This is a genomic window from Heminiphilus faecis (assembly GCF_008728965.1).
In the GTDB taxonomy this organism is placed as follows: Bacteria; Bacteroidota; Bacteroidia; order Bacteroidales; family Muribaculaceae; genus Muribaculum; species Muribaculum faecis.
On the sequence record NZ_VSMC01000010.1, the window covers coordinates 1 to 20,101 of the forward strand.

Consider the following 20,101-nt stretch of genomic DNA (forward strand, 5'->3'; position numbering starts at 1 on the left):
TTTAGCAATACAAAATTACTTAATCTTAAGGAGACTTCGGTCTCCTTTTTTGTATTGCTGTTTTACTCGTTGATGAATCTCTTGAAACGGATCGCTCTTGGGGGCGGACTCGGCCGCCCCCGCCACTCCGGGCATCCCCTGCCGAGGAGAGAGGGAGGCTTTGGTTATGTGGATTGAAAGCTAATACTGTGCGTTTCTATTTGGATTCTTCACTGTCACTATTCAATGTCAATTTAGAATCAATCCTTTTGTGCAAGCGGATTCCAGCCTTGAGCCTTAAGCGGAATTTCGGTACCGTCGCGTGTGACCATAGCACACCCGAGATCGGCTTTAGTTATATGACCGATAACTTTTATCCCCGGCAATTTCGAAACTGCTTCGTGCATAGACAACGGCACCGTAAAGAGGAGTTCATAATCCTCTCCGCCGTTCAAAGCCGCAGTAACGAGATTCATACCGAGTTCCTCGGCCATCACTGCAGTCTGGTAATCTATCGGTATACGGTCTTCATATACACGGCATCCGGTATGGCTCTGTCTGCATATATGCATAAGTTCGCTTGACAGACCGTCAGATATATCCATCATTGCAGTAGGCTTTATGCCAGCCTCGGCAAGTTCTTTTATTATATCCTTTCTTGCTTCAGGCTTCAACTGACGTTCGATAAGATACTCTTTGCCTCCGAAGTCAGGCACAAAATCTTTTTGTCCGGCTGATGCCACTTTCTCGCGTTCGAGCAGCTGGAGCCCCATATAAGCCGCCCCAAGATCGCCGCTCACACATATCAGATCGGTATCCTTTGCCCCGTCACGATACACAATCTTATCTTTCGGCGCATCGCCTATGCAGGTTATGGATATCACCAATCCCTGCCTTGACGAGGTAGTGTCGCCACCGACAAGGTCCACGCCATAGACATCGCATGCTTTACGTATACCATCATAGAGAGCATCCATATGCTCCACGGCAAAACGCTTAGACACACCGAGCGACACCGTTATCTGCCGAGGAGTGCCGTTCATGGCATATATATCGCTGAAGTTTACCACTGCTGACTTATAACCGAGATGACGCAACGGCACATATGTCAAGTCAAAATGTATGCCTTCAAGAAGCAAATCGGTGGTAACCAGCACCTCCGTATCGTGATACTCCATGACAGCGGCGTCATCGCCCACCCCCTTCAATGAGGAAGAGTTGGTCAAGGCTATGTCTTTAGTCAGACGGTCAATAAGACCGAACTCACCGAGGCTTGAAATCTCCGTATAATCCTGATTGGCATCCATGACTATTCTTCAAACCGATTAACCAGTTCCGTCATGATTTCCATCATTTTGGGCTGTGCTGCCTGCGCCGCCTTCTGCACCTCTTCATGAGATACCTCCTCGACAATGCCCTCTACGCCGAGGTCGGTTATAACCGAAACACCGAAAACCTCAATTCCGGTATGTCGAGCCACAATAACCTCAGGCACAGTCGACATGCCCACGGCATCGCCTCCTATGATATGAAAATACTTATACTCGGCCGGAGTCTCAAAAGTAGGACCTTGTGTACCTACATATACACCATGCATGACACGTATGCCTTTTTCCTCCGCTATCTCCTCGGCGTGTTTAAGCAACCGTCGTGAGTATGCTTCGCTCATATCGGGAAAACGCGGGCCGAGCTCTTCATAATTCTTACCATGCAACGGATGCTCCGGGAAAAGATTTATATGATCGGTTATCAACATTATGTCGCCTATCATGAATTCCGGGTTCATGCCCCCGGCGGCATTGCTGACAAAAAGCGTTTTTATACCGAGCGCTTTCATGACTCTTACAGGAAATGTCACCTGCTTCATGTCATAGCCTTCATAATAATGGAAGCGACCCTGCATGGCCATAACGCGTTTATTGCCGAGACGTCCGAATATAAGGTTTCCCGAATGTCCCTCGACCGTCGACACGGGGAAGTTGGGTATTTCGGCATACGGTATATATTGCTTATCCTCGATATGATCTACAAGAGCGCCAAGACCGGTACCCAGAATAATAGCGGTTTTAGGAAGATCCGAGACCTTAGAACGGATATAATCGGCAGTTTGGTTAATTTTTTCTAACATGCTTATAAATGAATTTGGTTATATACAATATATAGTAAACACCCATACGAGAGGTTAGTTTTCGTGGGGCACACTTATGACGCGGCGCAATTCACGATCAAAGACATCGGAACCCATTGGCATTTTATGAGGCAAAAACTCGACTTTTATCGGCAGATAGAAAGTAATCGCCTTGAGTTCATGTGGATAATAAGGATTATTGGCAATACGCACGGCATCCTTTTCAGTAGTGAATATATAATTGTTTCTGCCCTTAAGCTGCTTGAAGCGCTTTAATATATCATCAAAATCTTTTCGCGTAAAATTATGATGATCGGGATATTGCTTAAGTGTCACATCCACTCCGCTACCTTTAAGGAAACGAACTATAGGCGTGGGATTGGCTATTCCCGATACAAGCAGTACCGCATCATCGGAAGTCATCCAAGCGACATTAGGTACATACGCTACCTCGTCGGGAAACACACCAACGAGATTTCCGTATATATATCTTGAAAAATACACTTTCTGGTAAGCAAACAGGCCAAGATAGTCATATATCAGACGCACATCGACAGGCCGTATCTCAGCAGGACACTTGGTAACGATTATTATATTGCCGCGCAGCAAGGCCCTCTTTGGCTCACGAAGCCGTCCAAGCGGCAGCAACTCGTCATTGTATACCGGACGGTTCCACTCCATAAGCACAACCGAGGCAGTAGGCTTGACATACCGATGCTGGAAGGCGTCATCAAGTACAATAAGGTTTATCGTCGGGTCTATACGCAATAATTCCTCAATGCCCTTGACTCGACTTTCACAAACCGCGACCCTGACCTCATGGCCATACTTCTGATATATCTGATAAGGCTCATCTCCTATGTCAGAAGGTGTAGAGCGCTTTGAAGCTATGACAAAACCTTTAGTCTTGCGACGATATCCGCGACTAAGCACGCCTATATGATATTCATGTTTCAGAAGATTGACTATATACTCGGTATGAGGAGTTTTTCCCGTACCACCTACGGCAAGGTTGCCCACGACAACTACAGGTACATCAAACTTTCGCTGTTTGAGAATACCCCAGTCAAAAAAGCGGTTACGCAACAATACTATCCACCCGTATACAACCGACAGGGGCTTCAGCAAAAAAGTATCAAGTATCTTATTGCGCCGCATCGTCCAAAGCTATATCTAAACGTTATTCGACAACTATATATTCCATGCGGCATTGCACCGGTGACATCTGCTTTACCCGTTGTATAGCCTCATAATAAGGAAGAGCCTCACCAAGTTCGGCTTTAATAACCGACTGCTTGACACTTGATGATGCCATAAGCAACTCTTCCCACCATTCACCTTTGGGATCGGGATATTCTACAATACTGTACTTGTCATAACCCTGCTCTAAAGCAAGATCCGAAATACAGTCAGTCAAACTACCGAGTTTATCGACCAGACCGATCTCTAAAGCAGTGGTGCCGTCCCAGACACGACCCTCGGCAATGGCTTTGATTGAATCAACCGGAACTCCACGACCTTCGGCACAACGGCCCACAAATGTCTCATATCCACGGTCAATCATACGTTGCATAGCCGCGCGCTGTACCGGCGTAAAAGGTTCGGTCAAGGTCATGTTGGCATTTGGATTGGTGGCGATTGACACCATGTTTACTCCAAGTTTGTCATTCAGCAATCCTTTAATATTAGGTATCAGTCCGAAAATGCCTATAGAGCCCGTTATAGTCACAGGCTGACAATATATGCGGTCAGCGCCGCAAGATATGTAATATCCACCCGATGCGGCAACATCGCCCATTGACACATAAAACGGTTTTCCGGTAGCCTTAAACTGTTCGAGAGCTTCCCATATCTGCTCTGAAGCAAATGCACTTCCGCCACCGGAGTTAACTCTAAGAACCAAAGCATCTATATCATCATTCTCCGCGATACTCATGATAAGCGGAGCCATCTTGTCGCCTACAATTCCTTCATTGCCGCTATCCACAATATCACCGGTGGCATACAGAACAGCTATCTTGTTGGATGAGGACTTTTCCTTGATTGCAGACGCATATTTGGCAGGAGAAACAAGACTCAGATTATCTTTCTTCTTTTTACCGGTCACAGACTTCATCCACTCTTCCGCCTCGTGACGATATTTCAGCGATGTTATAAGCCCGCGTGCGGCAAATGTGGCAGGATCCTGAGTAACGATTATACTGTCGGCCCACTCGTTTACATCAGCTGTCGACACATCGCGTCCGGCAGCAATACCACCACTGATATAATTCCATATCGGTGTTATATAGCCCTTTATCTGCTCACGGTTGGCCTCGCTCGGTTCTGTCATTATATAAGGCTCGACAGCACTCTTGTAAGTGCCCACCTTAACCACCTGCATCTCTACACCGAGTTTATCAAGAAGGCCTTTAAAAAATGGCAGCGTACCTCCTACTCCATGTATGTCTATGGCTCCCACCGGATTCAGCCATAAAGAATCAGCTAACGATGCAAGGTAATAATTGCTTTGAGTATATGCATCGCCATAAGCCACTATCCACTTGCCGCTCTCCTTGAATTTCTCAAGCGACTCGCGTATATATGCCATGCTTGCAGCACCTCCACTTCCGCCCTGACAGTCAAGATATATGCCTTCTATTCTGTCATCGGCAGCAGCATGGTCAATGGCCTTTACAAGGTCATTGAGCGGTATTGTGTTTATAGATATACCCTGTAACTCTTCAAGAATAGACCGCCCCTGCGCACGCTCCTCGACAGGACCGTCGAGGCAGACATGCAATACTGACTTTTTATCAATTCTGACTGTTGGAGTCGCCATTGAAGCGGCAAGCATAACTATCGTCATAAGTACGGACCCGACGGTCATGATAATCATCGTTATCCATAATCCGGCGATGGTAGCAAGTACATAAGTAAAAAATTGTTTCATATTGTTGATTTCGTTATCAGCTTAAAGTCTGCTCATGCCAAATTCGGCACTATATCACACAAAGTTAACGCATAATGTCCGTAACTGCAAATATTGTTTAATTAATTTTAAGTTTTTAAATACAAGAAGTATCACTATTTATTTTTGAGCCGGACTTTCACCAAGAAAAATTAATTACTACTTTTGCGGTAAATATCGTCATGCAAGTATGAGTGAATATAATTACACCCTATATAACAGCGTCTTAAGCAGCGCTGCGTCATGATTGTCCCAATGAGTGAAATTTCCCATATATGAAGCCCGGTTTAAACTTACTTATCATAACAATATCAATAATGGCATTATCCTGTCGGACAAGCGAAACACCAACAACCCCGTCAGCATGCTCTTCGGCGACAACCATGACGGCTTCAACCTCATCGGCGACTAACCGTATACTGCCGCGTGCCATTATATATAAAACAAACGGCAATTTCGACGATTTTGTACCTGTGACATTAAATGATGACGGGCAGACGATAGCGTCATATCCGGCACCATCCGACATAACACCATCACAGAAACCCGTAAAACTGTCGTGCGGATATCTGCTTGACAGACGAGGAATAAATATTAACACTGCTTTTACGCATTATAAATACGCCGAATATGCATCCATGATGCAGGCTCCGTCAATCGACGAATTGAAAGCCGCCATAATGCCGGATGCTAAGGTCACACAAATCATCATATTGCCGATGACATTAAACGAAGCAATAAACGATACCGCAAAATGCGATTCACTGATAAACACCGGTTTGAAAGGATGTGAAATCATATTACATTAAAAAACTATACTACAATGATACTTTTTCCCAACGCAAAAATAAACATAGGTCTTAATATAACCGGCAAGCGCGATGACGGTTACCACAACATCGTAACGCTTTTTTATCCTGTGCCATGGCGAGATATACTTGAGATCGTACCGGCCAAGGGTTCAGAAACGACACTCACCGTAACGGGCAGATACGTCGACTGTCCCCCGGAAAAGAATCTCGTGATGAAAGCATATAATGCCCTCAATGACATGATATCGCTGCCGCCGGTCGATATATATCTGCACAAGATCATACCGGACGGAGCCGGGCTCGGCGGAGGCAGTGCCGATGCATCATTTACACTTACAGGCCTTAACCGCTTGTTTGAACTTGGGCTAAGCAATGACACATTGGCCGATATCGCGGCAAAGTTAGGGGCTGACTGCGCATTTTTCATATATAACCGGCCTCGTATCGCCCGTGGCATAGGAAACATATTCTCTGACATAGATATGGATTTAAGCCGATACACAATAGTGATAGTAAAACCGTCCAATGGCGTGTCTACCGCCCAAGCCTATTCCGGGGTAACACCATCGATGCCTCCTGTCTCCCTCGAAGATCTGCTTAAAAATGACATCTCGCAGTGGAAAGATACAGTATTTAATGACTTCGAAAAATCGGTATTCCCGCTACGCCCCGAGATTGCCGCGGCCAAGCAATCGCTCTATGACATGGGAGCTATATACGCGTCCATGACCGGTTCGGGAGCATCTTTATATGGAATATTCTCAACCGACAGTGACACTTTGTCAGCTACCGTCGGCACCATGTTCCCTGATTATGACACATTAGTACAACCGCTCGCTTTATAAGCCGTTAAATGAACGTTATAGCCTACGGGTTGTTATCACTAATGAGATTAAAATATAGTTCTTAATGTATTTGGCAGCATTTTTGCTGTTATTAATATGAAAACAGCGATATCTAAAAACATCAACATATTATGAGCAATAAACATGACAATCACGGCAAAGTCGAAGAACAAGCCCCGATTAATGAAAACGACATTGACATAAACGAATTGGACGACATCGAAAACTCCGACACCGAAGCTGCAAAGAACATTGCACAAGAAGAGGAGGATGAGGTGGAAAGCCTAAGAAAACAGTTGGCCGATACACAGGCACAACTTGAAAAAGAGAAGAAAGAATATATGTTTCTCATGGCGGACTTCGATAACTTCCGCAAACGCACACTCAAGGAAAAAAGCGAACTCATAAAAAATGGAGGCGAAAACGCCATGCGCGGTCTGTTGCCAATAATCGACGATTTCGAGCGCTCTCTTCAGGCTATCAATGAATCATCAGATGCAATGGCCATTAAAGAAGGGGTTGAATTAATATATAATAAATTCACCAAATACCTCGAGCAGAACGGAGTAAAACCGATTGCATCAGAACCCGGAAGCGACTTTGACACGGAGATACATGAAGCGGTGACTATGTTCCCGACTGACAATCCCGACCAAAAAGGCAAGGTGATAGACACCGTTCAAAAAGGATATACTCTGAACGATAAAGTTATACGCCACGCCAAAGTAGTCGTGGGACAATAATTAAGCAACAGGCAACAATGGACAACAAAAGAGACTATTACGAAATATTGGGTGTTCCCAAAACGGCTACCGCCGACGAGCTGAAAAAAGCTTATCGCAAGCTTGCCTTGAAGTATCATCCCGATAAAAATCCCGGGGACAAAGCTGCTGAAGAAAAATTCAAAGAAGCTGCAGAGGCCTATGACGTTCTTAGCGACGCAGACAAAAGAGCCAAATATGACCAATGGGGTCATAATATGGGGCCTTCAGGCTTCGGTGGCGGAGCCGGAGGCAGCTTCCACGCCGGCGGCATGTCTATGGAAGATATATTCTCACAGTTCGGCGATATATTCGGCGGAGGAGCTTTCGGTGGTTTCGGTTCGGCTGCCGGAGGTTCGGCACGACGTCGTCGCCAACCGAAAGGAAGCGACCTGCGCATAAAAGTAAAACTGACACTAAAAGAAATAGCGGAAGGTGTAACCAAGAAATTGAAAATACCTCGCTTCGTACAGTGTCAGCATTGTTCCGGCACAGGAGCAAAGGACGGCACGGCATTTCAGACATGCGCAAGATGCCACGGTTCAGGCGTGATAGAACATGTACAACAGACATTCCTCGGGCCAATGCAGTCCACAGCCACATGCCCTGATTGCAACGGAGACGGAAAGACAATAACCCAGAAGTGTCAGTACTGTAACGGTGAAGGCATTGTAAAACAGGAAGAGGTCATCGAATTCACGATACCGGCTGGTGTTTCAGACGGTATGACACTGTCGCTTAAAGGCAAAGGAAATGCCGCACGCAAAGGAGGCATAAACGGCGACCTGCTCGTAGTGGTTGAGGAGATATCTGACCCTGAATTGATAAGAGACGGCAATGATCTGATATACAACCTTATGCTCGACATCCCTACTGCCGCTCTCGGAGGTTCGGTAGAGATACCGACCGTCAACGGACGCGCCCGTGTAAAAATACCGGCCGGAACACAGCCGGGAAAAGTTCTGCGTCTGCGCGGAAAAGGACTGCCCTCCACCGACGGCTACGGCACAGGCGATGAGCTTGTAAACATAATGGTATACATACCGGAGAATCTCAATGACAAAGAGAAGGAAGCAATCGAGTCTTTGAGAAATTCACCAAATACAAAAGCTGACGATTCGGTCAAAAAACGTATATTCAGCCGCCTGCGACACATATTTGAATAAAGGCACATCATGACATATGGGCAGTCGGCAGTAATCGGCAGCCCATATGTCTTATTTTTTTAATTCGTTTCATGAAAATACACACCGGCAGATATCAACGCAAGACACACTCATATATTTAATAATACATTTATCATGAAAAGAAAACTTTTACTCAGCGTTGCGATTGCCATTATCAGCGTACTCACACCGGCAATAGCCGACGCACAGGTTGTCACCATCGGTGGATCGGCATCTTATTGGCGAAACTACAAAGATGACCATACAACGTTCTCAATTGCTTTTGATGCAAACCACGGGCTAAGCGAAAGGTGGCTTATCGGTTTGAACGCAGGTTTTAAACTTAACCGTGAAGACGGAGTCAGCGCACATGCTCTGACACTTAATCCATACCTTCGGTACGTTTACTTCACTCACGGTATACTCAGCCTGTACATGGACGGCACAGTAGGCTTTGCCAACGAACATATAAAAGATCATTCGGGCAATGCCTTCGGTCTTGAAGCAGGATTGAAACCCGGTATATCGGTAAGAATCACCGACAGGGCATGGTTTGCGGCAGGACTCGGCTTCATAGGCTATCGTCACTCAAAATATGCCGAAAGTGCATTGGGCGACAGAGGTTTCGGTGTCGACTTCAGCAGTACCAGCCTGTCATTCGGCTTTTACTACGCATTTTGATTATACGGTGGAATTTTAAACAATTGTCGGGCATTGCGTTCAGTAATCCCGACAATTTCATCTACCGGTACTCTCATTATATCTGCTACATAAGCGGCAGTATGTACAATGTAAGCCGACTCATTGCGTTTTCCTCTGTGTGGCACCGGGGCAAGATAAGGCGCATCGGTTTCTAAAAGTATACGGTCAGCACCTATTGATGGTATTACGTCACGCAGACGTGAATTTTTAAAGGTGACTATACCGTTGATGCCAAAATAAAAATCGCCGAAACGTCTTATACGTTCAATATCTGTCACTTCTCCGCCAAAACTGTGAAACACGCCTTCGGGCAATTTTGAAAAAGAAGCAAACACATCAAGGATATCATCAAGTCCTTCCCGGCAATGAATGATAAGCGGCAGTCCGTGACGCAAAGCCATGTCGATCTGAGCAACAAATGCGGAGCGTTGCTCTTTTCGGTACGATATATCCCAGTACAGATCTATACCTATCTCCCCTACTGCCACAAAATCGTCGCGCTCATTGATGAGGCGTTCGATTTGTATAAGGTCGGCATTCCACCCCGGACCGACTTCGGTAGGGTGAAGCCCCATAGCCACTGACGTACAGTCGCGATGCCTGTCATGAAGAGACAACATAGGTTCTATGCTTGTCATGTCGACATTAGGCAATACCATATGCCCCACTCCAGCCGCTAAAGCACGCTCTACGGCAGCATCGGGGTCTTCAAATTCAGGCAGATAGATATGAGTATGTGTATCAATTATCATGATTTCCGGTCTGATGACGACTCTGCCAGATTCACAAAAAACGCCCTAGCTTCTTCCGACAGTTCGATCGTATCAAGGCAGGCTACAGCATCGACAATATATGCCGCTATACGTTCACGACACACTTCTCCGACATTTAGACTGTCATATATAGCCTTTATACGCGACACTTTGTCATCAGAACGTTTTCCATACAACGACTCGATCTCGGCACGCTGACGCACATCCGCTCTGTCAAGAGCCGTTATAAGAAGAAACGTCTTTTTGTCGTTAAGAATATCCCCTCCTGTTTTTTTCCCGAAAACACGTGGATCACCGTATGTGTCAAGCAGATCGTCCTGCAGTTGAAATGCAAGGCCGAGTGAAAGCCCGTAGTCATAAAAAGCCTTTACTACCGGAGCGGAGGCATCGGCCAACACAGCTCCTACGGCACATGCACAACCAAGCAGAACCGAAGTTTTCAGCCTTATCATATACATATATTCGGACTCGGTGACATCATTGCGGGTCTCGAAGTCCATGTCATATTGCTGGCCTTCGTAAATCTCCATTGCAGTCTTGTTAAACATCGACATCACCTCATGCAATTTGTCATGAGGACAATTGCCCATCAGCTGCGATGCCATTGTCAGCATGGCATCACCCGACAGTATGGCTGTAGCCTCATTCCATCTGACATGCACAGTAGGATTTCCACGCCTCATGTCGGCCCGGTCCATGACATCATCATGAAGCAGTGTGAAGTTATGAAACATCTCTATTCCCATGGCCTGCCTCACAGCATGCTCCGGCTTCATTCCGAGAGCTTCGGCCACCGCAAGAACCAGCATCGGACGCAACCGCTTGCCTCCACACTGCATGGTGTACTTAATTGGGTCATACAATCCGCGCGGTTGTTCGGGATAAGACATAGCGTCAAACGACGCATTTATATACTCTATGTAATCTTTTACACTTTTCATTATACACAATTGTCACTTAATCCACTTATTAAAAAATCTCACGGGCAAGAGAATCGGAGTTCTCCCTGATATAATTTTCGAAACCTTCGATATACAGTCGGGCAGCCTTTTCATGGCCCTCCTCTATATATCCATATTCAATGGCTTTTACTCCAAGTATATAACCCTCGACTTCGAGTTGAGACATGTCGGAAACGCCGTCTATAAGAGTCCGGGCATCAGACTCGCCATTAGTACGCGCGGCCTTGTTTATTCTGCCTTCCTTGCACGAACATGCGGTAACGAGAAGCAATACGGCAATAAAATACAATCTGTTCATAACAACGTCATGGCTATCTTCGCACATGCCTCTGCATCGGCAAGTGCATTGTGGTGATTATAAAAAGGTATACCGAGAAATTCACATACATTGGGCAACGAGAATCGTCCAAGAAGCTGCCGGGGTATCTTGCGTCGGGCAGCCGATAATGTACACTGAAATGTATTGTCGGGCCATGTCATGCCATACACACGATGTGCAGCCCGCAAGCACTTTTCATCAAAAGCCTTGTTATGGGCCACAAACACGACGTGCTCCATCCCTCCGGGCGCATCATATCCGAAACGGCTCACCATATGCTTCCATACACGGTCAAATGTACAGGCGTCAGCAGTATCCTCAGGATATATGCCGTGAACGTTTTCCGAGAAATATCGGTAATACCACTCGGGCTCGGGCTTTACAAGTTCGTAAAACCGGTCAACTATACATCCGCCGGATACCTTCACAGCACCTATGGCACATATGCTTGACGGAGCATTGTTGGCAGTCTCGACATCTATGGCTATAAAATCATTCATCCTTCAGTCATATGTATCAAACGATCGCGTACCTCTTCCATAAGCCAGCGCGGTGTAGACGTAGCTCCGCATATGCCCACACTATCGACACCGCTCAACCATGACTGATCTATCTCAGCGGGGTTGGATACAAGATGAGTACGCTGATTCACCTCTTTGCACTCTCCGTAAAGTATCTTGCCGTTGCTGCTCTTCTTTCCGCTGACAAAAAGTATCAGATCATGCTCAGATGCAAAACGCCTTAACCGAGGCACCCGGTTTGCTACCTGACGGCATATAGTGTCATAGTAACGAAATGTCGTGCCGGGTGACTTGCGGCGCTCAATTTCCGCTATCATCTCCGAAAGACCGTGCAATGACTTAGTTGTCTGCGAATAAAGCACAATGTCGTGGTTGTAATCAAGCTGCGACAACCCCTCGATATCCTCAACGACTATGGCATTGCCGTCAGTCTGCCCCACAAGGCCGTTAACTTCGGCATGACCGAGCTTGCCGTATATGACAATCTGCTCGTCGGGTGTGCGCTCGTCATACGACTTCTTTATACGCTTCTGCAAGTGCAGCACTACCGGACACGTCGCATCAATCACGTCTATGCCGTTGGCATTAGCCGTCTCATAAGTCTGTGGTGGCTCTCCGTGAGCCCGCAACAGTACTTTCACGTCATGCAGTCTCGACAAGTCGTCATGAGTTATCGTTACAAGACCGCGCTTGCGCAAACGCTCAACTTCGTCACTGTTGTGCACTATATCGCCCAAGCAATAAAGCCGTCCGCTGTTGTCAAGTTCAACCTCGGCTTTGCATATCGCAGACACAACTCCGTTGCAAAAGCCCGATGCTTCATCTATCTCAATGCGCATCGGACAGTATTTTATTGTACAAGTCAAGCAGCCAAGCATTCTGCTCCTCGATACTCATGCATGAGTTATCAAGCGACACCGCATCTCCGGCTTTGCGTAACGGACTCTCTTCGCGGGTTTCATCTATATGGTCGCGATGGACAACATTGGCAAGGACCTCCTCGTAAGTGGCCGGCACACCTTTATCGACAAGTTCGCTGAACCGCCTTTGGGCACGAGTCTCTGCCGAAGCATCGACAAATACTTTCATCTCGGCAGCGGGAAATACGGTCGTTCCTATGTCTCGGCCATCCATCACTATGCCTTTTCCCTCCCCAAGCGCTTGCTGCATCGCCACAAGGCGATGCCTTACTTCAGGTATTACGGAAACTTGCGACACATTGTTGGATACATTGAGCCGTCTTATTTCATCCTCCACATCCTCACCGTTGAGCAATGTGCGCTGCCTGCCGTCAGGCATCGGCTTAAAATCAATTGTAATTCCGGGAAGCGCACTGACAAGAGCCTCGGAATCCACATTGCCGTTCTCAACCATACCATGACGCATGCCCCACAAAGTAACGGCGCGATACATGGCTCCGGAATCTATATAACGGTACCCGATAGCCGAAGCAAGCGCACGAGCCATAGAACTTTTACCTGATGACGAATATCCGTCAATGGCAATTATGATTTTCTTTTCTTCTGACATAATATAACAGATAAGACAAAGTCAAAGTTACTTAGAATTTATCAATCTCCCTACTAAATCAGCCTGAAAGTTTCATGCCCGCTCTCAGTCAGCATACATGAAGATGCCGAATCTTTTCAATGTGTACATTAGTTTATCATGATAACAGGCTTATATACATATCCAAGGATTGAAGTAAAATCAATTATTATTTGATATTTGCGGAAGTTACAATGCGTTTCGCTAAATTTGCAAAACAAACCCGAATTCAATTATGAAGGATTACAAAGCATATCTTTTCGATTTTGACTATACGCTTGCCGACTCTTCACAAGGCATAGTGAAATGCTATCGGAATGTACTCAACCGCCACGGTTTTACCTCTGTCAGCGACGATGACATAAAACGTACAATAGGCAAGACACTTGAGGAGTCGTTCAGCATATTTACTGACAATCACGATCCTGAATTTCTTGCACGGCTAAAAAAGGAGTATGTGGCCGAAGCCGACCGTATAATGACCGACAATACCGTGCTGTTTCCCGAAACGGTCAATGTTTTATCGGCATTAAAAAAATCAAATGCAAAAATCGGCATAATCTCAACAAAATACCGTTATCGCATAAAAGAATGCCTTGATCGCAATCTGGATGAAAATATTGTAGACATCATAATAGGAGGCGAAGATGTAGAGTACCCCAAACCCTCTCCTGAAGGTTTAAAATTTGCTATAAAGCAGCTTGATTTGGAGAAAAGCAGTGTTCTATATATCGGCGACAGCACTGTCGATGCCGAAACCGCTCTACATGCGGCGGTCGACTTTGCAGGCGTGCTCAACGGCGTAACGACATCCGATGAACTGGCGGCTTATCCTCACGTTGCGGTTATGAACGATTTAAACGGACTCCTATAAAGTCATACGCAGATTAAACATAAATGTCATAGCGCCTGAATGAGGCTGGGCGACCGCCCCTCCTATTGAAAATCGGTTGGCGTTAAATCCGGCACACATGGACATCCCAGATAAAAACGTACGTGAATAAGCACTCATGTCGGTCCGTGTTTTATAATTGTATCCAAGGCCCACATAAAAAGCATCGGCAGGCATAAACTCCATGCCGAATACAAGATGACGCAATAAATTTGAGCCGAAAGAGTCCTTTTCTTCCGGCATCGTATCGGCACTTCCGTCTCCGGCATCGGTATATGGAAGATGCCATTTGGTAAGATTCCATGCCGTTACGGATATACGGAATGGATACGGCCCGAGACCTTGTGTCCAGCCAAGCCTGACATCAACAGGCAAGCGGTCATACACGTCATTGAACCGCTTTAACTGACCGCCCAGATTAGTTATCACCAACGATAAAGACAAATCTCGGTCAGAGTCAAAATAACTAATGCCCAAATCGGTAGCCATCGCAAATGCCGTATAAGATTCATATGACGAATATATGGCTTTCAACGTAATGCCTCCCCGAAGACGATCGGTTATATCATGTCCGAACGTACCTGCGACATAAATATCCTTTGGACTGAATGAACCGATATCGGCACCAGTCTCGTCAGTACCCCTGATTTCACCATAGCCGAAATACTGAACGGCAACAGCCCATGCAGACTTCTCACCGGCAGCCATGCCGTAACGCACACCAGCAAAGTCGGAGTCGCCAAGATATCGCATATAGTTCACCCCGACCTGCTTTCCCAATTCCGGACCGAGAAAAGCCGGATTTTGTTCTATCAGGTTTATATCATCATCAATCAGCGATATGTTTATACCTCCAAGCCCGTAAACTCGACTTGAAGATGTGACATCAAGAAAGTTGTATGCCGTAGAACCGTCATCAGCCAAGCAACAAAAAGCAGCCGCTATAAAAGAACCGGATATCCATGCACGAAAATTCATAATCATTTTACTTACGTAAGTGTTAACGTATGTTTTCACTCTTATATTGCACCGAAACGATAATAATTAATTTAAATATTTTTGCTAATAAACCTGAAACAAACTAAACTATTACAAAAATGGGCATTCAATTTTGGATATATCGCTTTACGCTCCTATATTTGCGATACATTTCAGTTTGGAAATCATGAAATATATAACTCTTAAACTCTTTATCACATTATTGCTATTTTCGGCAACGAGCATCGGGGCATATGCTCAGATACGCATTGTCACACACACTACCGCACAATCCTTAGCCATGACAGCCGATATCGACGCCTCTTACGAAGACTTCTCGTTTGAAATAATCGAAGCGTACGAAAGCGTAGATGTTGACGAACAGCCGATGTTTCCCGGAGGCAACAACGCTCTTGTCCAGTATATCAACTCATCTCGACGCTATCCGGCCGAGGCTTATAACCGTGGGATACACGGACGTGTCCTGTGTTCGTTTATCGTACAACCTGACGGAAGCATAACACATATCAATGTACTTAGGGGTGTGGAACCGTCGCTTGACCGCGAGGCGGTAAGAGTGCTTAACTCAATGCCCCAATGGAAAGCCGGACGCATTGAAGGCACACCGGTGCCGGTGTACTGCATACTTCCGGTAGTTTTCCGTCTGTAAAATAAAGTTTAGATACAATTTTTGCTTAATACGACCCCATCTTTGGTTTTTATTTGTTATATTCGCAGTGAATAAACATTTCAAACCTATTTATTATGGCAAATAAACGTGAACTCAAAAGAGCTATAAAAGCCGCATGCGGCAATATGGCCGGAGAATGTATAATAACCCGCAATTTTGTTGAAGGAGTGGACCGCGCCAAGATGGCAGATATAATATTCAATATTGCCGATTTGCAGTGTGCGTCGATTGAAAAGGTGTCATTTGCTTTCGACAAGAATGCAAAGAGTTTTGACAACCGTCATCTTTACAAAGCGGCCCGTGAAAAATATTTCCGCAAAGCTTACGGAAAACTGATAAAAGACTTCAAAGAAGGGATGAACGATATCGTAAAACAGATGAACGAAGCTCTTCCCGCAAAACAAAAAGAGCTGAACAAGGCTAAAGCCGCAAAATAAAGCATCTAAAATTCTCGGCAATGTTACTGTCGAAATGGATACTTAAAATAATCGGGTGGAAGGTGACAATCACCACACCCGATTATGCCAAATGCCTGATATGCGTGGCTCCGCATACAAGCAATTGGGATTTCATACTCGGAGAACTCGCCTACTCCTCGGTCGGGCGCAAAGCGGGATTTCTGATGAAAGAGGCGTGGTTTTTCTGGCCACTGGGCTATTTTTTCAAAGCTATAGGAGGTATTCCCGTACCGAAAAAACGCGGTTCATCACTGACCGAAGATATTGTAAAGCGTTTCGGAGCGTCGTCGCGCCTTGTGCTCGCCATTACTCCTGAAGGCACCAGAAAAGGCACCGCAAAATGGCGCCACGGATTTCTGTATATAGCTAAAGATGCCGGTATACCGCTATTGCTCGGAGCTATCGACTATAAGAACAAGACAATAGAGATAACCACGGAATTCAAGCCTACTGACAACATCGAGGCCGATATGAGAGCGATAAAAGACTTTTACAGCAAATATAACGCGAAGTATCCGGAAAAATTCATTACTGACTATGAGTGAAGTTTTAAAAACGGCGGCCGTTCAGCTCGACATATCATGGGCTTCGAAAGAGGAGAACATGAGCAAAGCGCTTGACGCATTGTCGTCGCTTCCCGCTGACATTGACATAGCGGTATTACCCGAGATGTTTACCACCGGTTTTATATGTGCGCCCGACGAAGCACGCCTGCTTGCCGAACCGGTCGACGGCACCACGATGAATGAGCTAAGGCTGTGGTCACGAAAATCTGACACGGCATTATGCGGCTCTTTCATAGCATTGGAAAACGGCCATGTGTACAACCGGGCATTTTTCATCGAACCGTCAGGCAATGAACACTATTACGACAAGCACCATCTGTTTTCAATAAGCGGGGAAGATGATGCGTATTCCCCGGGCACTGAAGTGATGCCTATATTCAATTTCAAAGGATGGAACATAAGTATGGCCGTATGTTTCGATTTGCGTTTTCCTGCTTGGTTGCGAAATAACAATGTCACTCCATATGACCTGCTTATAATCATGTCAAACTGGCCCGATTCCAGAGTATACGCATGGAAACACCTTCTTATAGCGCGTGCTATTGAAAATCAGGCTTACGTACTGGGATGCAACCGGTCGGGCGCAGACAATTACGGAGTATACAGCGGCGCATCGATGATTATAGACCCTAAAGGGCGGCCCATACAACAGCATTTGGACGACACGTTTTGCTTGGCGGAGCTGTCACTTGCCGACCTTGAGATATTTCGCAAAAAGTTTCCTGTTCTAAACGAGACCGACCACTTCCGTTTCTCAATCTGAACCGCAGTTATAATAAAGCCGATGCGATTTAGTAATTTTGCCTTAACCTGCTTTTTGTTGACAGTATGTCTGATGACACCGTCACACACAGGAGCCAACGGTCTTATATTTGACAACGTCGTCATACCTCATGAGGAATCAGGCAATTACGTAAGGGCAATAAACCAGTTGCCCGACGGACGAATGGTTTTTGTATCGGTAACCGGAGTGGACATATATGACGGTACGCATAGCAAAAGTCTGCCGGCATTTCCTGCGGAATATACCGCTCCGTTAAAATCATACAACGGTTTTCATCACATGTATCTTGACAATGACTCTCTCCTATGGATAAAGGATTGGGGTAAAGTGTCATGCATAGACTTGCGTTACGAAAACTACAGGCCTGTCACGGATACAAACATGACCGACATATACATAGACGAGACCGGACGCCGAATTATACAATCGACGGATTCTCTGATATTCAACGGCAATTCGCTTCCTCGGTCAGTTCTAAACGGCACACTTCAGGATGTGGCAGGTGACAGCAGCACTTTATATATGTTTGATGACAGCGGCCGCATAACAGCATTCTCCGTAGCCGACGGTGCCATACTCTACCATGCCGACGCTTACCCGCCAGAACAAAAAAAGGACTACAGCAGCACGTCGCTTATATGTAGCGGTAAAGACGGCTTCTATCAGATACGCAACGGAAAGAAAGGCGGTTTCTTTCATTTTTCCAAAAAAGAACGCTCTTGGACAAAAATACTTGAAACGCCATATACCCTTAACACACTTGCCATCGGAGATGACAACAAAGCCTACATAAGTTGTCAAAGAGGCATGTGGATCATAGACCTCGACAGTGGCGAAAAAAAATATGACGAAATTTTACGTACATCACACGGCGACCTGATAGCCACAGAGATAAGCACGGTATACGAAGACATGGATGGCGGTATATGGCTCGGCACATTCAACCGCGGTATACTGTACTATCACCCGTCGAAATACGATAGCGGAAAAATATATTTAAATCCGCTCAATCTTAATGACACCTCGGGATATTTTGCGGAAAACCGCGATGGAAGCGTATATTATTGTTGCGGCAATGATGCTTATGCCTTAAATGACAAATCATCGGACGGCAAACCGATAAAGCTATCGGAAATAAACATCGGGCATACGGTTTCAGGTTCTGCCAATACATTCGTATCTCACAACGGTAACGTATATTTCAAAACCGACTACGGTATAGATATTTTTTCGCCCCGCAAATCATATCAGGACGAAAGCCTTGCTCATAAACCGCTGCTTACGGCTCTATACATACACGGAGAGCGTATAGAGCAGGGCAAAGACTATAACGGACACGTAATACTCCCTTTCAGCGAAAGCAAGACCGAACGTATCGAACTAACTCATAATCAAAACTTCATTGGCCTTGAGTACTCGACACTTAATTATATGAGCCGCGACTCACTGTCGCTGAGTTACCGCTTGTCAGGACTTGACCCATATACCGTAAAACTAAACTTGCCGCCGGGCGAAAACCGGTCATTTAAAATACCGTATACCAACATACCGCCGGGTGAATATCTGCTAACCGTAGAATCCGGAACAAATATCGCAAAACTTGAAATAGTCATACGACCTCCGTGGTGGCGCACCGTATGGGCTTACGCCCTGTATACGGTATTTAGCATTGTCTTATTGTTGGTGGCGGCATACATTTATAATAATGTGTCGCGAAAAAAAATGTTGCGCAAACACAGGGAGGACATGCTTCTTGCCCGTATACGCAGCCTCATCGACCAATGCAATGCATATGAAAACGAACGAGTAATATCGGAATGTAATGCAACAAAACCGACACAAACGCCCAAAGCCATGGATGACAGCGACAGCCAATTCATATCAAAGGCTATGGAACTGGTCGAAAACAACATAAACACCGCAGGCTATTCAGTAGAGCAGTTAAGCCGCGACCTATGCATGGACCGGACGGGATTATACCGCAAACTCATGTTGCTCCTCGACCAGTCGCCAAGTCTGTTCATAAGAAATATACGCCTGCGCCATGCCGCCAAGCTCTTGCTTGAAAACCGGGGATTAAGTATAGCGGAAGTAGCCGAACTGACCGGCTTCAGCAGCGGAAGTTATCTTAGCAAATGTTTTCAGGAGATTTATGGGTGTAAACCTTCGGAATATGCGGCAAAATCACAAGAATCAACATAGTTGTCGTTCATTTCAACATGATTGTTGTATTGCAAATACGTTAAAACGTTAAATTTGCCATGAT

Annotated in this window: 23 protein-coding genes; 12 read left to right on the forward strand and 11 right to left on the reverse strand. The window is 45.7% G+C overall.

Features of this window, described 5'->3' with window-relative positions; translation table 11 throughout:
- Positions 1 to 239: 239 nt before the first annotated feature.
- Genes thiL through sppA form a run of 4 tightly spaced genes read right to left on the reverse strand, consistent with a single transcriptional unit; the run spans position 240 to position 5,039 of the window.
- Positions 240 to 1,286, reverse strand: a complete 1,047-nt coding sequence (thiL, locus tag FW767_RS05690; protein WP_121699599.1) for a thiamine-phosphate kinase — start codon at positions 1,284 to 1,286, stop codon at positions 240 to 242.
- Positions 1,287 to 1,288: 2 nt separating this feature from the next.
- The gene (locus tag FW767_RS05695) at positions 1,289 to 2,107 is read right to left on the reverse strand and encodes a purine-nucleoside phosphorylase (RefSeq protein ID WP_121699598.1); all 819 of its coding nucleotides are present in this window, start codon (positions 2,105 to 2,107) and stop codon (positions 1,289 to 1,291) included.
- Positions 2,108 to 2,161: 54 nt separating this feature from the next.
- The gene (gene lpxK, locus FW767_RS05700) at positions 2,162 to 3,265 is read right to left on the reverse strand and encodes a tetraacyldisaccharide 4'-kinase (RefSeq protein WP_121699597.1); all 1,104 of its coding nucleotides are present in this window, start codon (positions 3,263 to 3,265) and stop codon (positions 2,162 to 2,164) included.
- 22 nt (positions 3,266 to 3,287) lie between these two features.
- Complete coding sequence (gene sppA / locus FW767_RS05705) at positions 3,288 to 5,039, reverse strand: signal peptide peptidase SppA (RefSeq protein ID WP_121699596.1); 1,752 nt, start codon at positions 5,037 to 5,039, stop codon at positions 3,288 to 3,290.
- Positions 5,040 to 5,316: 277 nt separating this feature from the next.
- Between sppA and FW767_RS13125 the strand changes: the two genes are divergently transcribed.
- The 6 genes from FW767_RS13125 (at position 5,317) to FW767_RS05730 (ending at position 9,322) form a co-directional block, all read left to right on the forward strand.
- Positions 5,317 to 5,469, forward strand: coding sequence for a hypothetical protein (locus FW767_RS13125; RefSeq protein WP_205523826.1), 153 nt, complete (start codon positions 5,317 to 5,319; stop codon positions 5,467 to 5,469).
- Positions 5,441 to 5,866 (forward strand): hypothetical protein, encoded by a 426-nt coding sequence (locus FW767_RS05710; RefSeq protein WP_121699595.1) that lies wholly within the window; start codon positions 5,441 to 5,443, stop codon positions 5,864 to 5,866. Before FW767_RS13125 ends, FW767_RS05710 begins: the two co-directional genes overlap by 29 nt.
- Positions 5,867 to 5,880: 14 nt before the next feature.
- A complete protein-coding gene (ispE, locus tag FW767_RS05715; protein WP_121699594.1) occupies positions 5,881 to 6,714 on the forward strand; it encodes a 4-(cytidine 5'-diphospho)-2-C-methyl-D-erythritol kinase in 834 nt (277 codons plus the stop codon).
- Between the two features lie 131 nt (positions 6,715 to 6,845).
- Entirely contained in the window at positions 6,846 to 7,457 is a 612-nt protein-coding gene (locus FW767_RS05720; protein WP_121699593.1) for a nucleotide exchange factor GrpE, read from the forward strand.
- A 17-nt stretch (positions 7,458 to 7,474) separates the two neighbouring features.
- Positions 7,475 to 8,641, forward strand: a complete 1,167-nt coding sequence (dnaJ, locus tag FW767_RS05725) for a molecular chaperone DnaJ (RefSeq protein ID WP_121699592.1) — start codon at positions 7,475 to 7,477, stop codon at positions 8,639 to 8,641.
- A 135-nt stretch (positions 8,642 to 8,776) separates the two neighbouring features.
- Positions 8,777 to 9,322, forward strand: a complete 546-nt coding sequence (locus tag FW767_RS05730; RefSeq protein WP_121699591.1) for a hypothetical protein — start codon at positions 8,777 to 8,779, stop codon at positions 9,320 to 9,322.
- On the opposite strand, the gene FW767_RS05735 is transcribed toward FW767_RS05730, so the two are convergent.
- The 6 genes from FW767_RS05735 to cmk are packed head-to-tail and all read right to left on the reverse strand — an operon-like array spanning position 9,310 to position 13,448.
- Positions 9,310 to 10,095 carry a TatD family hydrolase gene (locus tag FW767_RS05735; RefSeq protein ID WP_235898070.1) on the reverse strand — a complete coding sequence of 262 codons (786 nt, stop codon included), beginning with the start codon at positions 10,093 to 10,095 and terminating at the stop codon, positions 9,310 to 9,312. The genes FW767_RS05730 and FW767_RS05735 overlap by 13 nt on opposite strands.
- A complete protein-coding gene (locus tag FW767_RS05740; protein ID WP_121699590.1) occupies positions 10,092 to 11,057 on the reverse strand; it encodes a polyprenyl synthetase family protein in 966 nt (321 codons plus the stop codon). The genes FW767_RS05735 and FW767_RS05740 overlap by 4 nt, the downstream gene beginning before the upstream one ends.
- Before the next feature lie 28 nt (positions 11,058 to 11,085).
- Positions 11,086 to 11,376, reverse strand: coding sequence for a hypothetical protein (locus tag FW767_RS05745; protein WP_121699589.1), 291 nt, complete (start codon positions 11,374 to 11,376; stop codon positions 11,086 to 11,088).
- Positions 11,373 to 11,897: a 3'-5' exonuclease gene (locus tag FW767_RS05750; RefSeq protein ID WP_121699588.1), complete on the reverse strand. Its 525-nt coding sequence runs from the start codon at positions 11,895 to 11,897 to the stop codon at positions 11,373 to 11,375. The genes FW767_RS05745 and FW767_RS05750 overlap by 4 nt, the downstream gene beginning before the upstream one ends.
- Positions 11,894 to 12,757 (reverse strand): 4-hydroxy-3-methylbut-2-enyl diphosphate reductase, encoded by an 864-nt coding sequence (locus FW767_RS05755; protein ID WP_121699587.1) that lies wholly within the window; start codon positions 12,755 to 12,757, stop codon positions 11,894 to 11,896. Before FW767_RS05755 ends, FW767_RS05750 begins: the two co-directional genes overlap by 4 nt.
- The gene (cmk, locus tag FW767_RS05760) at positions 12,747 to 13,448 is read right to left on the reverse strand and encodes a (d)CMP kinase (RefSeq protein ID WP_121699586.1); all 702 of its coding nucleotides are present in this window, start codon (positions 13,446 to 13,448) and stop codon (positions 12,747 to 12,749) included. The genes FW767_RS05755 and cmk overlap by 11 nt, the downstream gene beginning before the upstream one ends.
- Before the next feature lie 253 nt (positions 13,449 to 13,701).
- Between cmk and FW767_RS05765 the strand changes: the two genes are divergently transcribed.
- A complete protein-coding gene (locus FW767_RS05765; protein ID WP_150980393.1) occupies positions 13,702 to 14,340 on the forward strand; it encodes an HAD family hydrolase in 639 nt (212 codons plus the stop codon).
- On the opposite strand, the gene porQ is transcribed toward FW767_RS05765, so the two are convergent.
- Entirely contained in the window at positions 14,335 to 15,336 is a 1,002-nt protein-coding gene (gene porQ / locus FW767_RS05770) for a type IX secretion system protein PorQ (RefSeq protein ID WP_121699584.1), read from the reverse strand. The two genes, FW767_RS05765 and porQ, sit on opposite strands and share 6 nt — an antisense overlap.
- A 187-nt stretch (positions 15,337 to 15,523) precedes the next feature.
- Between porQ and FW767_RS05775 the strand changes: the two genes are divergently transcribed.
- From FW767_RS05775 to FW767_RS05795, 5 genes are all read left to right on the forward strand, one after another.
- A complete protein-coding gene (locus FW767_RS05775; RefSeq protein WP_121699583.1) occupies positions 15,524 to 16,006 on the forward strand; it encodes an energy transducer TonB in 483 nt (160 codons plus the stop codon).
- Positions 16,007 to 16,101: 95 nt separating this feature from the next.
- A complete protein-coding gene (locus FW767_RS05780) occupies positions 16,102 to 16,464 on the forward strand; it encodes a hypothetical protein (protein ID WP_121699582.1) in 363 nt (120 codons plus the stop codon).
- Positions 16,465 to 16,484: 20 nt separating this feature from the next.
- Positions 16,485 to 17,030: a 1-acyl-sn-glycerol-3-phosphate acyltransferase gene (locus FW767_RS05785; protein ID WP_121699581.1), complete on the forward strand. Its 546-nt coding sequence runs from the start codon at positions 16,485 to 16,487 to the stop codon at positions 17,028 to 17,030.
- On the forward strand, positions 17,023 to 17,814 hold the full coding sequence (locus FW767_RS05790; protein WP_121699580.1) for a nitrilase-related carbon-nitrogen hydrolase: 792 nt from the start codon (positions 17,023 to 17,025) through the stop codon (positions 17,812 to 17,814). The genes FW767_RS05785 and FW767_RS05790 overlap by 8 nt, the downstream gene beginning before the upstream one ends.
- A gap of 72 nt (positions 17,815 to 17,886) precedes the next feature.
- Positions 17,887 to 20,037 (forward strand): AraC family transcriptional regulator, encoded by a 2,151-nt coding sequence (locus FW767_RS05795; protein WP_205523827.1) that lies wholly within the window; start codon positions 17,887 to 17,889, stop codon positions 20,035 to 20,037.
- Positions 20,038 to 20,101: the final 64 nt, after the last annotated feature.